Here is a 12,575-nt window from a genome sequence, read left to right as displayed (position 1 = left end):
CAAACCACGCTGACTCTTGTTCATCGAGAACAATACGCTTCCAAGGGGGTCAACGCTTTCGCAGACCACTCGTGTCGGGTTCGACGGCTCGAGCGCTCCTCGAGCGGCGTTTCGAGCGGATCGGAACCCGTCGGCGACTGCGACATCGAGCGACCGTCGTCTCGAGGGTGTGTCGGGGTGTGACAGGGAAAATCGCAAGACGGAGGCGCGCCGACTAGCGAAACAATTATATAGAAGTGCTGACGACATGGTTAGTGAGGATCCACAATGGCACAACAGCGACGCATGGGCGGACAGCCCATGTTCATTCTGAGCGAGGATAGCCAGCGAACCCAGGGCCGGGACGCCCAGTCGTCGAACATCATGGCCGGCAAGGCCGTCGCCGAGTCGGTACGGACGACACTTGGGCCCCGCGGGATGGACAAGATGCTCGTCGACTCGGGCGGCGAGGTCGTCATCACCAACGACGGCGCGACCATCTTGAACGAGATGGACATCGAACACCCCGCGGCCCAGATGCTCGTCGAGGTCGCCGACTCCCAGGAGGAGGAGGTCGGCGACGGGACGACGACCGCGGCCGTGATCGCCGGCAACCTGCTCGGCGAGGCCGAAGACCTCATCGAACAGGACGTCCACGCGACGACGATCGTCGAGGGCTACCACGAGGCCGCCGAGATCGCCCTCGAGGCGATCGACGAGCAGGTCAGCGAGGAGACCGTCGACGACGACGTGCTCAAGCAGGTCGCCGAATCCAGCATGACGGGCAAGGGCACCGGCGGCCTGACCGCCGAATCGCTGGCCGAGACGGTCGTCGAGGCCATCCGCCACGTCGAGAGCGACGCCGGCGTCGAGCGTGACAACGTCACCGTCCACACCCAGATCGGCGCCTCCTCGAACGCGACCGAGCTCGTTCCGGGGATCGTCATCGACGAGGAGGCCGCCCACGACTCGATGCCCGGCGAGGTCGAGGACGCCTCGATCGCCGTGCTCGACGTCGAACTCGGCGTCCGCACCGGCGAGCTCGACGCCGAGTACGCCATCGACTCGATCGACCAGCTCAACCAGGCCATCGACGCCGAGGAGAGCGAGGTTCGGGGCTACGCCGAGACGCTGGCCGAGAGCGGCGCCGACGTCGTCTTCACGACCGACGACGTCGACGACCGCATCAGCTCGTTCCTCGCGAAGGAGGGCGTGCTGGTCTTCGACAACCTCGGCGACTCCGACGCCCGCCAGATCGTCTCCGCGACCGGCGCCAACCGCGTCGGCGCCCTCGAGGACCTCGAGGAGGCGGACTTCGGCGCGGCCGACCGCGTGCGCGCACAGAACTACGGCGACGACGACCTGGCGTTCGTCGAGGGCGGCGCGGCCGCCGAGGCCGTCACCGTCTTCGTCCGCGGCGGCACCGAACACGTCGTCGACGAACTCGAGCGCGCGATCAACGACGCCCTCGACGTCGTCGCGACGGCGCTCGAGTCCGGCGAGGTCGTCCCCGGCGCCGGCGCCACCGAGATCGCGATCGCCGACAAGATCCGCTCGGAGGCCGCCGGCATCGAGGGCCGCAAACAGCTCGCGGTCACCTCCTTCGCCGACGCCCTCGACGTCGTGCCGCGGACGCTGGCGACCAACACCGGCCAGGACCCGATCGACACGCTGGTCGACCTGCGGGCGGCCCACGAGGGCGGCGACCGCGCCGGCCTCGTCACCGACGGCGAGACCGTCACCATCGACGACCCCTTCGAGTACGGCGTCGTCGACCCCGCCGACGTCAAGCGGGAGGCCATCGAGAGCGCGACCGAGGCCGCGACGATGATCGTTCGCATCGACGACGTCATCGCCGCCGAGTAGGCGCAGGTTCGTATCTTCTCTAACACTAATTGTATTTTTGACAATAGTCTTAAGGAATAATATGCGGACACGTTGAAGTATGTCCGTCTCGCCTCCCTCGGATCGGCTGACTCCCGTCGACGACGCGGCCGGCCGAACCGTCTACTACGACGAGGACGGCGATACCTACCACGTGTGGTGGTCCGGCGACGAGTCCCAGTCGGCGAGCGCGGCACTGGTGCTCGCCGTCGCGTCGGTGCGCGAGACCGATCCGGCGGACCTCGAGACGCTGTCGCGGCGGATCGATCCGGACGCGCTCGACGCGCTGTTCTCCCACTGGGCGCGCCACCGTCCCGGGTCCGGGAGCGTCTCCTTTCGGTTCGCCCGCTGTGCGGTCACCGGATACGCGTCCGGCGAGTTCCGCATCGAACCGCCCGAGGCCGACTGACCCGCGGCCGGGAGCCGCTCACGGTACGGGCTCGAGGACGATCCTGTCGCCGACCGCGAGGTCGAACGCCGCCTCGCCCCGTCCGCGGTTGACGTCGAGTTCGACGTAGCCGTGACTGCCGACGAGCGCGAGTCGCCGACCGACCGGGACGTCCGCGAAGGCGTCACCGACGGGCACGGGCTCGCCGTTCGCGAGGACCCGGTCGCGACCCTCGAGGTAGTCTCCCGGAACGCTCGTGACCACGTTGCCGAAGTCGTCGACGACCAGCACCTCGCCGTCGACCGCGCCGTCCTCGACGGTCGCGTCGGGCAAGGTGAGATCGACGCGGTCGGCGGTCCGTCCGAGCGCAGCCAGCGAGCCGAGACGGTCGGGGTCGACCTCGTGGACCGCGGCCGCGGCGGGCGCGAAGACGTCCCGCCCGTGGAACGTGTTGCTTTGCGGGCCCGCGCCGGGGTCCGGCGCCGACTCGCCCGCGGGAACGACCGGTTCGATCGCCCGTTCGTCGACGGCGTACGTCTCGATCGGCTCGTCGCCGGCGAGACGCCGGGCCGCGGGAACCAGGACGCCGTTGTCCGGGCCCACGAGCACGTGGTCGCCGGCCCGGATCGCGATCGCCGCGCGGTCGGTGCCGACGCCGGGGTCGACGACCACGAGGTGGGTCGCCGGCGGGAAGTACGGCAGCGTCTCCCGGAGCCAGAACGCCGCGGTGCGGACGTCCTGGCGCGGGAAGTCGTGGCCGACGTCGACGAGCCGCGCGTCGGTCCGTCGGAGCAGAACGCCCTTCATTGCGGCGGGGTAGGGCGTTCCGAAGTCTGACGCGAGCGTGATCACGGTCGGCGGTACGGAGCGGTCGATGAAAACGGATGCGGCTCGGGGCGGCCTCAAGGCGGGCGTGATCGGCGAGTGCCGTCTCGCTACCCGCCGTTCGAGTCGGATCCGCTGACCATCTGGATCCGCTCGATCCCGTTGATCTCCTCGACGACTTCGACGACGGCCTCGGGAACCAGCGACTCCCAGTCGCCGTCGTTGATCATCCGCTCGCGGACCTCGGTTCCCTCGAGCACCTCGCGGTTGAACATCGGCGACTGGCGGACCTCGAAGTCGGCCTCGCGGAACAGCTGGATGACCAGCGGGTTGTTCGAGTACGCGACGTCGAAGTGGGGACTCATGCTCCGGACGTGGCTCACCCACACCGAGTTGCGGTCCAGATCCTCGATCGGGACGGCGTAAGTCACCAGATCGGAGTCGACCAGCGACTTGGTGATCATCATAATCCGCTCGCCGGCGGTAAACGGGTTGCGCACGGAGTGTGAGTCGTCGGCGCTTCCGATCCCCAGGACGAGTTCGTCGACGTCCTCGGCGATCTGCTCGACCATGTTGCGGTGACCGTTGTGAAACGGCTGGAAGCGACCGATGTAAAACCCCCTCATGGCGGGTACTGTTTCGGGGCGGTGCTTAAGCGTGGCGAGTTCCCTCGCGCGGACGCGACTTACGCCGACGTCGGGAGTAGCCGCAGCGGAATCGGACGTCTCGAGGGTCGTAGTCGGCGTTTACGGCGTCTATCGTTGCGACCCGCATGGAGAAAGTATATCAGTCGCAATCCCTTCGAATCAGGTACTGAACAGAGTTCTATGAGTAACGATACGAACGTCGACGACTCCCCCGAAGGCGCACCTGACGCCGCTCCCGACGAGACCGAACGGGAACGGGCGTCGGACGACCAGGGGGATCGATCGCCAGTGACGGACTCCGGCGATCGGACCGACGAGTCCGGCCGCCGGCCGAACGGCGAGTTCGGCCGCGAGTCGGGGCCCGACGGGTCCGAGCAACGTCCGCCCGAGGGGTTCGAGGAGGACCCCGACGGGGACGACATCGAGACGGTCGAGGACCTCGGTAGCGAGGTCGACGTCGATCCCGGCGTCGAGATCGACGAGGAAAACGCCGAGGACGACCTCCTCGGTGGCCTTAAGATCGACTCGACCGCGGACATCGAGGTACCCGACCGACTCGTCGACCAAGTGATCGGACAGGACGAGGCCCGCGACATCATCATCAAGGCGGCCAAGCAACGACGCCACGTGATGATGATCGGGTCGCCGGGGACCGGGAAGTCGATGCTGGCGAAGGCGATGAGCCAGCTGCTGCCCCAGGAGGACCTCCAGGACGTCCTCGTCTACCACAACCCCGACGACGGTAACGAGCCGAAGGTCCGAACGGTTCCGGCCGGCAAGGGCGAACAGATCATCGATGCCCACAAGGAGGAAGCCCGCAAGCGCAACCAGATGCGCTCGATCCTGATGTGGATCATCATCGCGATCGTCGTCGGGTACGCGATCCTCTCCGGACAGATCCTGCTCGGCATCCTCGCGGCGGGGATCATCTGGTTTATCTTCCGGTACACCTCCCGCGGGTCGGACGCGATGGTGCCGAACATGATCGTCGACAACGGCGAGCAGCGCCAGGCTCCCTTCGAGGACGCCACCGGCGCCCACGCCGGCGCCCTGCTGGGCGACGTCCGCCACGACCCGTTCCAGTCCGGCGGCATGGAGACGCCGAGCCACGACCGGGTCGAGCCCGGCTCCATCCACAAGGCCAACAAGGGCGTGCTGTTCGTCGACGAGATGAACACGCTCGACATCCGCACCCAGCAGAAGCTGATGACGGCGATCCAGGAGGGCGAGTTCTCGATCACGGGCCAGTCCGAGCGCTCCTCGGGCGCGATGGTCCAGACCGAGCCCGTCCCCTGTGACTTCGTCATGATCGCCGCGGGCAACCTCGACGCGATGGAGAACATGCACCCCGCGCTCCGGAGCCGTATCAAGGGCTACGGGTACGAGGTGTACATGGACGACACCATCGAGGACACCCCCGAGATGCGCCGGAAGTACGCCCGATTCATCGCCCAGGAAGTCGAGCGCGACGGACGGCTCCCCCACTTCACCCGCGAGGCCGTCGAGGAGGTCATCCTCGAGGCCAAGCGCCGCGCGGGCCGCAAGGAGCACCTGACCCTCGAGTTCCGGAGCCTCGGCGGGCTCGTGCGGGTCGCCGGCGACATCGCCCGCGCCGAGGACGCCGAGTTCACCACCCGCGAACACGTCCTCGAGGCGAAGGGACGCTCGCGCTCGATCGAACAGCAGCTCGCCGACGACTACATCGAACGCCGCAAGGACTACGAGCTGCAGGTCACCCAGGACGGCATGGAGGGACGGGTCAACGGCCTCGCGGTCATGGGCGAGGACTCGGGCATCATGCTCCCCGTGATGGCCGAAATCGCGCCCGCCCAGGGCCAGGGCCAGGTGATCGCTACCGGCCAGCTCAAGGAGATGGCCGAGGAATCGGTCCAGAACGTCTCGGCGATCATCAAGAAGTTCTCCGACGTGAACCTCTCGGAGAAGGACGTCCACATCCAGTTCGTTCAGGCGGGCCAGCAGGGCGTCGACGGCGACTCCGCCTCCATCACGGTGGCGACCGCGGTCATCTCCGCGCTGGAGGACATCCCGGTCGACCAGTCAGTCGCGATGACCGGGTCGCTCTCCGTTCGCGGGGACGTCCTCCCCGTCGGCGGGGTCACCCACAAGATCGAAGCCGCCGCCAAGGCCGGCTGCGACAGGGTCATCATCCCGAAAGCCAACGAACAGGACGTGATGATCGAAGACGAGTACGCCGAGATGATCGAGATCATCCCGTGCTCGAACATCAGCGAGGTCTTAGACGTCGCCCTGATGGGCGAACCCAAGAAGGACTCGCTGGTCGATCGGCTCAAGTCGATCACCGGATCGGCCTTCGATCAGCAGGCCGTCGGCTCGGCCAGCGGTTCGAACCCCAGCCCGCAGTAGATGGCTGCCTGGACGGCGTTCGCGGCGATTACGGGCGCCGTCCTCCTCGTTCTCCTCGTTCTGTCACACCTCACGCAGTCCGCGTTCGACGGCGTCGATCTCGAGACCGATACCGCCGACGAGTCGAACCGCGAGTCGCTCGAGGCCGAGTCGGTCTCCGAGCGCGGACGCGAGGCCGAGTCCGAACCCGACCGCGAGCCCGCGGCGTCGAACGCCGCACCGAGATCCGAGCCGGCGGCGACCGATCGCCGCGGGGTCGGACCTGACGGGACCGCCGCGTTCGACGCGACCGAGCGCGTCGAGGAGCCGGATCGGCGGCGACGTTCGCGAGCGCGCCGGGGCGCGGGCGTCGATCCCGACTCGCTGACGGCGGGTGCGGTGCTGGCGAACGTCGCGGCCTCCCAGGGGCTGTTCGCGCTCGTCCTGCTGGGGGCCGTCGTCTACACCGGCGTGCCGGCCGACGCGCTCGGGATCGAGTTCTCGCGAACGTCCCTCGAGACCGGGCTGGTCGTCGGCACCGGGGTCGGGACCGTGCTCTACGTCGCCGACGAGCTCGGCGCCGCGCTCGCGACCCGGCTGGGGTTCGACCACGACGAACGGCTTCGAAAGCTGCTCGCGCCCGGTTCGGCGCGGGAGTGGGTCGTCCTGCTTGGGGGCGTGCTCCCGATCATCGCCGTCTTCGAGGAGCTACTGTTCCGGGCCGCACTGATCGGCGCGCTCTCGGTCGGCTTCGGGGTCTCGCCGTGGCTGCTCGCGGTGGCGTCCTCGATCGCGTTCGCGCTCGGCCACGGGATGCAGGGCGTCATCGGCGTCGTCGTCACCGGAGCGCTCGGGTTCGTGCTGGCGGCGGTCTTTATCGTGACCGAGAGCTTCCTGGTGGTCGTCGTGGCCCACTACCTGATCAACGCCCTCGAGTTCGTCGTCCACGAGGCGATCGAGCTCGAGTGGGCCCGAACCATCGAAAGCTAAGGGACGCGGGGCCCGAACTCGCGTATGAGCGACGCGATCGAGCTCTCGGCGTCGACGCGGCGGCTGATCGTCTACGGGATCCTCTCGTACTTCGGGCTGTTCGCGTACGCCACCCTCGCCGAGAGCGAGCCGGCGGCGGCCGCGGCCGAGGTCGCCTTCGGGCTGGTCGCGGTCGGGATCGGCGCGGTCCTCTATCGGGAGGCCGACGGGGCGGCGGTCGTCTCCGGCGCCGCGGGCTGTCTGATCGCCGGCGGGGTCCTCCAGTTCGTCCACCTGGCCACCCGGCTGGTGGTCGTCGACCTGGCGAGCACGCTGCTGATCTACGCGGGGATCGGCCTCTACGTCTACGCGGCCCTGAGAGGGTAGAACCGAAGGCCCCGAACCTACAGCCCCTCGAGCGACCGCAGCTTCTGTTCGACCGACGGGGGTGCGGCGCTCGGACCGTCCCGAACCCGGTGGTCCGGGACGAGGATCGGCGCGGGGTTGTTATCGAGTGCGGTCCGAACCAGGGTGATATCCTCGTTGTCCTCGTGGTCGAGTTCCGGGGTCATCCGCGCCAGGGTTCTGACGTCGACCTGATCGCCGTAGGGTACGTCCCGCACTCGCTCCAACACCGCCCGCTGGTCGGTCGGCATCGTCAGCGCGACCTGCAGGTCGTCGAACGCGACCTCCTCGAGTCCGTCGAGGTACTCGAAGATCCGATCGAGGACGGGGTGGTCGGTCTCGGCGTCGTCCTCGGGCGTCTCCGGGAACGAGACCCGCAGTACCCGTCCGCCCGCGACGCCGACCTGCACGTGTCGATCGAGGTACGACGACTCCCGCGCGTAGATCCCGGCGTCGGTGACATCCTCCATGGGCGGCGATACGGGCGACGGGCTTGAATATTCGCCGGTCGTTCGGGCGACGCGGACGCAAGCCTTATGTACATAACAGTACGTCGATGTACAATAATGACCTCTCAAACGGAGCTCGATCCCGCGGTCCGGGCCATCCTCGAGGCCGCGCGGGAGCGATCGACCGACCGGGAGCGGGTCTCGGTCGACGCGCGGTCGCTGCCCGAGGCGCTGGCTCGAGCGGAGCGCGAGGGCCGCGTCCCGATTATCGCGGAGGTGAAGCCGACGAGTCCGACCGCCGCGGGCTCCCGCGCGGACGACCCCGTGGAGCTGGCCGAGGCGATGGTCGCGGGCGGCGCGGCGGCGATCTCGGTGCTGACCGAACCCGAGCACTTCGGGGGCTCCCCCGATGCGCTGCGCCGGGTCCGGGAGGCCGTCGACGTCCCCGTGTTGCGGAAGGACTTCCTCGTCCGCGAGGCCCAACTGGATGCCGTCGAGGCCGACCTCCTCCTGCTCATCGCGCGGTTCGTGGACGACCTCGAGGAGCTGGTGACGGCTGCCCGCGAGCGAGGGTTCCAGCCCCTCGTCGAAGTCCACGACCGCGACGAGCTCGAGACCGCCCTCGAGGCGGGCGCCGAGATCGTCGGGATCAACAACCGGGACCTCGCGCGACTCGAGGTCGATCTCGGAACGTTCGAGTCCGTGGCGCCCCACGTGCCCGACGACGTGACCGTGATCGCCGAAAGCGGCGTCTCCTCGCCCGAGGACGTCCGGCGGATGCGTCGCGCGGGCGCCGACGCCCTGCTGGTCGGCAGCGCGATCATGGACCACGGCGGCGGGAGCGACGTGACCGAGAACACCCGGCGGCTGACGGAGGCAACCCAATGAGTACACCGGAACGAAACCGCGATCGAGACGGCGAGGCGACGTTCGGCGAGTACGGCGGTCAGTACGTCCCCGAGGCGCTGATGCCCGCCCTTCAGGAACTCGAGGACGCCTACGAACGGTACGTCCTCGAAAACGAGGACGGGTTCATGGACGAGTTCCGCGAGCGGATGCGCGACTTCGGCGGGCGGCCCACGCCGCTGCAGCGCGCGGATCGGCTCAGCGAGCGCTACGATCGGGAGGTCTACCTCAAGCGCGAGGACCTGGTCCACGGCGGGGCCCACAAGCTCAACAATGCACTCGGGCAGGTCCTGCTGGCCAAGTACATGGGCAAGGAACGGATCGTCGCCGAGACCGGCGCCGGCCAGCACGGCACGGCGACGGCGATGGCCGCGGCCCACCTCGATATGCCCTGCGAGATCTACATGGGCCGGACCGACATCAACCGTCAGCGCCCGAACGTCTACCGGATGCGGATGAACGGTGCGGCGGTGAACCCGGTCACCGCCGGCTCCGGCACCCTGAAGGAGGCGATCAACGAGACGATGCGCGACTGGGCGACGACCGTCGAGACGACGCACTACGTGATCGGTTCGATCGTCGGCCCCCACCCCTTCCCGAAGCTGGTTCGGGAGTTCCAGTCGGTGATCGGTCGCGAGGCCCGCGAGCAGATCCGGGAGAAGGCGGGTCGGCTCCCCGACAGCGTCCTCGCGTGTGCGGGCGGGGGATCGAACACGATCGGGGCCTTCCACGAGTTCGTGCCCGACGAGGACGTCGCGCTACACGCGGTGGAGGCAGGCGGCTCGAGCCTCGAGATCGACGAGGCGGAAGGCGTCGCGCCCAACTCCGCGACGCTGTCGACGGGCACCGACGGCGTGCTCCACGGCGCGATGACCAAGCTGCTCCAGAGCACGGACGGCCAGATCGTCGAGTCCCACAGCGTCAGCGCGGGTCTGGACTACGCCGGCGTCGGCCCCGAGCTCTCACACCTCGTCGAGACCGGACGGGTGACGCCCGTCAGCGTCCCCGACGAGGCGGCGCTGAACGGCTTCCACCGGCTCTCGACCCTCGAGGGGATCATCCCCGCACTCGAGTCCTCGCACGCACTGGGCTATCTCGAGGAAGCACACGAGGAACTCGGCGACCTCGTCGTCGTCAACGTCTCCGGACGGGGCGACAAGGACCTCGAGACGGTCCTCGAGGAGACCGAAAAGCGCGACCTCGAGGCCGCGCCGGACGTGGAGGTGTTCGACCGACAATGACCGACGAACCGACGACCGCCGACAGTGAGATCGAGGCTGCCATCCGCGAGAACCACCCCGCGTTGATTACCTACATCACGGCGGGCGACCCCTCGCTCGAGGACACGAAGGCGTACGTCGAGGCCCTCGACAGGGGCGGCGCAGATCTGATCGAACTCGGACTCCCGTTCTCGGAGCCGATCGCAGAGGGGCCGACGATCCAGGCGGCGATCAACCGCGCGCTCGAGGCGGGCACGACCCCCGAGGGCTTTTTCGAGCTGGTCGACGACCTCGAGACCGAGGCGCCGCTGCTGGTGATGACGTACTACAACATGTTGCTCCAGTATGGGCCAGGCGAGGCGCAACGCGCCTCGGAAGGTGACGCGGCGAAGCCGCGTCCCGAAACCGACGTTCGGCCGTTCGTCGAGCGCGCCGCCGAGGTCGGGCTCTCGGGGATCATCGTCCCCGACCTGCCCGCCGAGGAGGCCGATCCCCTTCGCGAGGCCTGCGACGAGTGCGGGCTCGATCTGGTCTTCATCGTCGCGCCGACGACCGAGGGCGAGCGCCTCGAGACCATCATGTCCCAGGTGTCGGGCTTCGCGTACGTCCAGGCCCGCCTGGGGACGACGGGCGCGCGCGCGGACGTCTCGAACGCGACCCACGACAGCCTGACGCGCCTCGAGGGGTACGACGTGCCCAAGGCGGTCGGCTTCGGCGTCAGCGAGGGCGACCACGCCGCCGAGATAATCGAGGCCGGCGCCGACGGCGTCATCGTCGGCAGCGCCCTGGTCGACATAATTGCGGAACACGGCGAGGGCGACGCCCCCGCGGCCGACGCCCTCGAGGCCAAGGCCGCAGAGCTCAAACGCGGCGCCCGTCGGGGCGCCGGGGTAGATGTACCGGAACCAGAACAGCCATAACCACCTGATTGCTAGACACTCGCAATGACTACAGGCACCGACGCACGACTCGAGCGGATCGGTACAGACGGATCGTACGTAATCGTCCCGATGGACCACGGCCTCACGATGGGAGCCGTCCAGGGGCTGAAAGACATCGAATCGACTATCGACGGCGTGACCCGCGGCGGGGCCGACGCCGTCCTCACCCAGAAGGGGATCGCCCCGCGGGTCCACGACAACAAGAACGGCAAGGGGTACATCGTCCACCTCAACGGGTCGACGACGATCGGCCCGGACGAACAGGACAAACGGGTGACCGGGACCGTCGAGGAGGCGATCCGCGTCGGCGCCGACGCCGTCTCCTTCCACATCAACGTCGGCTCGAACTACGAGCCCGACCAGGTCACCCAGCTCTCGGAGGTCACCGCGGAGGCGAGTCGCTTCGGCATCCCCGTCCTGGCGATGGCCTACGCCCGCGGCCCGGGCGTCGACTCGGCCGACCCCGAGTCGCTCGGTCACGCCGTGCGCCTCGCCGAAGAGGTCGGCGCCGACGTCGTGAAGACGGGTTACAGCGGCGACGCCGACAGCTTCGAACACGTCGTCGAATCGACCCGGCTCCCGGTCGTCATCGCCGGCGGTTCACGGGGCACCGACCGCGAGACCCTCGAGATGGTCCGCGGCGCGATGGACGCTGGCGGTGACGGGATCTCGATGGGGCGGTCGATCTTCCAGCACGAGGATCCCGAGGCGATCGCAACCGCCGTCTCCGGGATCGTCCACGACGACCGCTCCGTCGACGAGGCGCTGACCGAGTCGGGGCTGGCGCTCGAGGTCTGATCGGCTCGAGACCTCGTCGACCGTTCACACGTGTCGAACCCTCTCCGACGCGGACCGGTCCCTTTCTCGGAGTTACTGTCAGAGCGTAGATAATAGCTATCTCCGTGCGGCGCCTCCGTTCGCTCGGAGAGTTCCATGAGCACACCAACCACCGAATCCGAAGTCTACTCGTTACAGCAGGGCTGGCGGACGCTCGCGATCGCGGGCGTCGTCGTCGCCTTGCTGGGATCGCTCGCGATACTCCTCCCGCTCGCGACGGGTATCGCGATCACGTACCTCGTCGGCGCCCTGCTGGTCGGCGGCGGAATCGTCCACGCCGGACACGCATTCACCGCGCGCGGCTGGCGAGGGTCGCTGTGGCAGCTCGCGCTCGCAGCGGTGTCGATCGGTGCCGGGTTGCTGTTGTTCGTCAATCCGGCCCTGGGTCTGCTCAGTCTGACGCTGCTGGTCGTGGCGTACCTGCTCGTTGACGGCATCGCCGAACTCGGCATGAGCCTTCGGATGGCGGGCGAACCGGGACGGGCGTGGATCGCCGTCAGCGGCGCCCTCTCGCTCGTTCTCGCGGGGCTTCTGTGGGCGGGGTTCCCCGCCACCGCAGCGTGGGCGATCGGGCTGCTCGTCGGGATCAGTCTCGTCACGACGGGGCTCTCGATGGTCGCGGTCGCCTACGGCGGCCGCCGGCTCGAGGGCGACGTGGCACCGACGACGACCGAACCCCCCGGCGCCTGGGACGCCGCCCCCCTTTTCCCCCGGTCCCCCTCCGCCCCGCCCCCCGGCGCGGCGCCCTCGCGCGGGTTCCC

At 68.6% G+C, this 12,575-nt stretch carries 12 protein-coding genes and 1 pseudogene; 10 read left to right on the top strand and 3 right to left on the bottom strand.

All coding sequences use genetic code 11. The features are described 5' to 3' along the window. Positions 1 to 300: 300 nt before the first annotated feature. Together thsA and GWG54_RS19555 are read left to right on the top strand one after the other, a co-directional pair. The gene (thsA, locus tag GWG54_RS19560; protein ID WP_167939331.1) at positions 301 to 1,845 is read left to right on the top strand and encodes a thermosome subunit alpha; all 1,545 of its coding nucleotides are present in this window, start codon (positions 301 to 303) and stop codon (positions 1,843 to 1,845) included. Positions 1,846 to 1,924: 79 nt separating this feature from the next. Continuing rightward, complete coding sequence (locus GWG54_RS19555; RefSeq protein WP_167939330.1) at positions 1,925 to 2,272, top strand: HalOD1 output domain-containing protein; 348 nt, start codon at positions 1,925 to 1,927, stop codon at positions 2,270 to 2,272. Positions 2,273 to 2,290: 18 nt separating this feature from the next. On the opposite strand, the gene GWG54_RS19550 is transcribed toward GWG54_RS19555, so the two are convergent. Next, positions 2,291 to 3,103 carry an SAM-dependent chlorinase/fluorinase gene (locus tag GWG54_RS19550; protein ID WP_167939329.1) on the bottom strand — a complete coding sequence of 271 codons (813 nt, stop codon included), beginning with the start codon at positions 3,101 to 3,103 and terminating at the stop codon, positions 2,291 to 2,293. 83 nt (positions 3,104 to 3,186) lie between these two features. Next, positions 3,187 to 3,702: a nicotinamide-nucleotide adenylyltransferase gene (locus GWG54_RS19545; RefSeq protein ID WP_167939328.1), complete on the bottom strand. Its 516-nt coding sequence runs from the start codon at positions 3,700 to 3,702 to the stop codon at positions 3,187 to 3,189. Positions 3,703 to 3,903: 201 nt separating this feature from the next. Between GWG54_RS19545 and lonB the strand changes: the two genes are divergently transcribed. Genes lonB through GWG54_RS19530 form a run of 3 tightly spaced genes read left to right on the top strand, consistent with a single transcriptional unit; the run spans position 3,904 to position 7,443 of the window. After that, a complete protein-coding gene (gene lonB, locus GWG54_RS19540) occupies positions 3,904 to 6,108 on the top strand; it encodes an ATP-dependent protease LonB (RefSeq protein WP_167939327.1) in 2,205 nt (734 codons plus the stop codon). After that, positions 6,109 to 7,077 (top strand): CPBP family intramembrane glutamic endopeptidase, encoded by a 969-nt coding sequence (locus GWG54_RS19535; RefSeq protein WP_167939326.1) that lies wholly within the window; start codon positions 6,109 to 6,111, stop codon positions 7,075 to 7,077. A gap of 24 nt (positions 7,078 to 7,101) precedes the next feature. Then, a complete protein-coding gene (locus GWG54_RS19530) occupies positions 7,102 to 7,443 on the top strand; it encodes a hypothetical protein (RefSeq protein ID WP_167939325.1) in 342 nt (113 codons plus the stop codon). A 17-nt stretch (positions 7,444 to 7,460) separates the two neighbouring features. Here the strand turns inward: GWG54_RS19530 and GWG54_RS19525 are convergent, their stop codons facing one another. Continuing rightward, positions 7,461 to 7,931 carry an MGMT family protein gene (locus GWG54_RS19525; RefSeq protein ID WP_167939324.1) on the bottom strand — a complete coding sequence of 157 codons (471 nt, stop codon included), beginning with the start codon at positions 7,929 to 7,931 and terminating at the stop codon, positions 7,461 to 7,463. 96 nt (positions 7,932 to 8,027) lie between these two features. Here GWG54_RS19525 and trpC point away from each other — a divergent pair, with 96 nt between their 5' ends. From trpC to GWG54_RS19500, 5 genes and pseudogenes are all read left to right on the top strand, one after another. Next, positions 8,028 to 8,798, top strand: coding sequence for an indole-3-glycerol phosphate synthase (gene trpC, locus GWG54_RS19520; RefSeq protein WP_167939323.1), 771 nt, complete (start codon positions 8,028 to 8,030; stop codon positions 8,796 to 8,798). Further along, positions 8,795 to 10,057 (top strand): tryptophan synthase subunit beta, encoded by a 1,263-nt coding sequence (gene trpB / locus GWG54_RS19515; protein ID WP_167939322.1) that lies wholly within the window; start codon positions 8,795 to 8,797, stop codon positions 10,055 to 10,057. The genes trpC and trpB overlap by 4 nt, the downstream gene beginning before the upstream one ends. Then, the gene (gene trpA / locus GWG54_RS19510; RefSeq protein WP_167939321.1) at positions 10,054 to 10,956 is read left to right on the top strand and encodes a tryptophan synthase subunit alpha; all 903 of its coding nucleotides are present in this window, start codon (positions 10,054 to 10,056) and stop codon (positions 10,954 to 10,956) included. Before trpB ends, trpA begins: the two co-directional genes overlap by 4 nt. A gap of 24 nt (positions 10,957 to 10,980) precedes the next feature. Next, positions 10,981 to 11,775, top strand: coding sequence for a 2-amino-3,7-dideoxy-D-threo-hept-6-ulosonate synthase (locus tag GWG54_RS19505; RefSeq protein ID WP_167939320.1), 795 nt, complete (start codon positions 10,981 to 10,983; stop codon positions 11,773 to 11,775). Positions 11,776 to 11,910: 135 nt separating this feature from the next. Then, a pseudogene (locus GWG54_RS19500) lies at positions 11,911 to 12,501 on the top strand (HdeD family acid-resistance protein); the annotation flags it as partial. Between the last annotated feature and the right edge of the window lie 74 nt (positions 12,502 to 12,575).

Source organism: Natronococcus sp. JC468 (assembly GCF_012163165.1).
GTDB lineage: Archaea > Halobacteriota > Halobacteria > Halobacteriales > Natrialbaceae > Natronococcus > Natronococcus jeotgali.
This window is presented reverse-complemented; position numbering and strand designations above follow the sequence as displayed.

What these genes read in the sequence shown, in the direction of transcription:
- thsA (WP_167939331.1), top strand. Translation starts at nt 301, where the DNA reads ATGTTCATTCTGAGCGAGGATAGCCAGCGAACCCAGGGCCGGGACGCC.
- GWG54_RS19555 (WP_167939330.1), top strand. Translation starts at nt 1,925, where the DNA reads ATGTCCGTCTCGCCTCCCTCGGATCGGCTGACTCCCGTCGACGACGCG.
- GWG54_RS19545 (WP_167939328.1), bottom strand. Translation starts at nt 3,702, where the DNA reads ATGAGGGGGTTTTACATCGGTCGCTTCCAGCCGTTTCACAACGGTCAC.
- lonB (WP_167939327.1), top strand. Translation starts at nt 3,904, where the DNA reads ATGAGTAACGATACGAACGTCGACGACTCCCCCGAAGGCGCACCTGAC.
- GWG54_RS19535 (WP_167939326.1), top strand. Translation starts at nt 6,109, where the DNA reads ATGGCTGCCTGGACGGCGTTCGCGGCGATTACGGGCGCCGTCCTCCTC.
- GWG54_RS19530 (WP_167939325.1), top strand. Translation starts at nt 7,102, where the DNA reads ATGAGCGACGCGATCGAGCTCTCGGCGTCGACGCGGCGGCTGATCGTC.
- GWG54_RS19525 (WP_167939324.1), bottom strand. Translation starts at nt 7,931, where the DNA reads ATGGAGGATGTCACCGACGCCGGGATCTACGCGCGGGAGTCGTCGTAC.
- trpC (WP_167939323.1), top strand. Translation starts at nt 8,028, where the DNA reads ATGACCTCTCAAACGGAGCTCGATCCCGCGGTCCGGGCCATCCTCGAG.
- trpB (WP_167939322.1), top strand. Translation starts at nt 8,795, where the DNA reads ATGAGTACACCGGAACGAAACCGCGATCGAGACGGCGAGGCGACGTTC.
- trpA (WP_167939321.1), top strand. Translation starts at nt 10,054, where the DNA reads ATGACCGACGAACCGACGACCGCCGACAGTGAGATCGAGGCTGCCATC.
- GWG54_RS19505 (WP_167939320.1), top strand. Translation starts at nt 10,981, where the DNA reads ATGACTACAGGCACCGACGCACGACTCGAGCGGATCGGTACAGACGGA.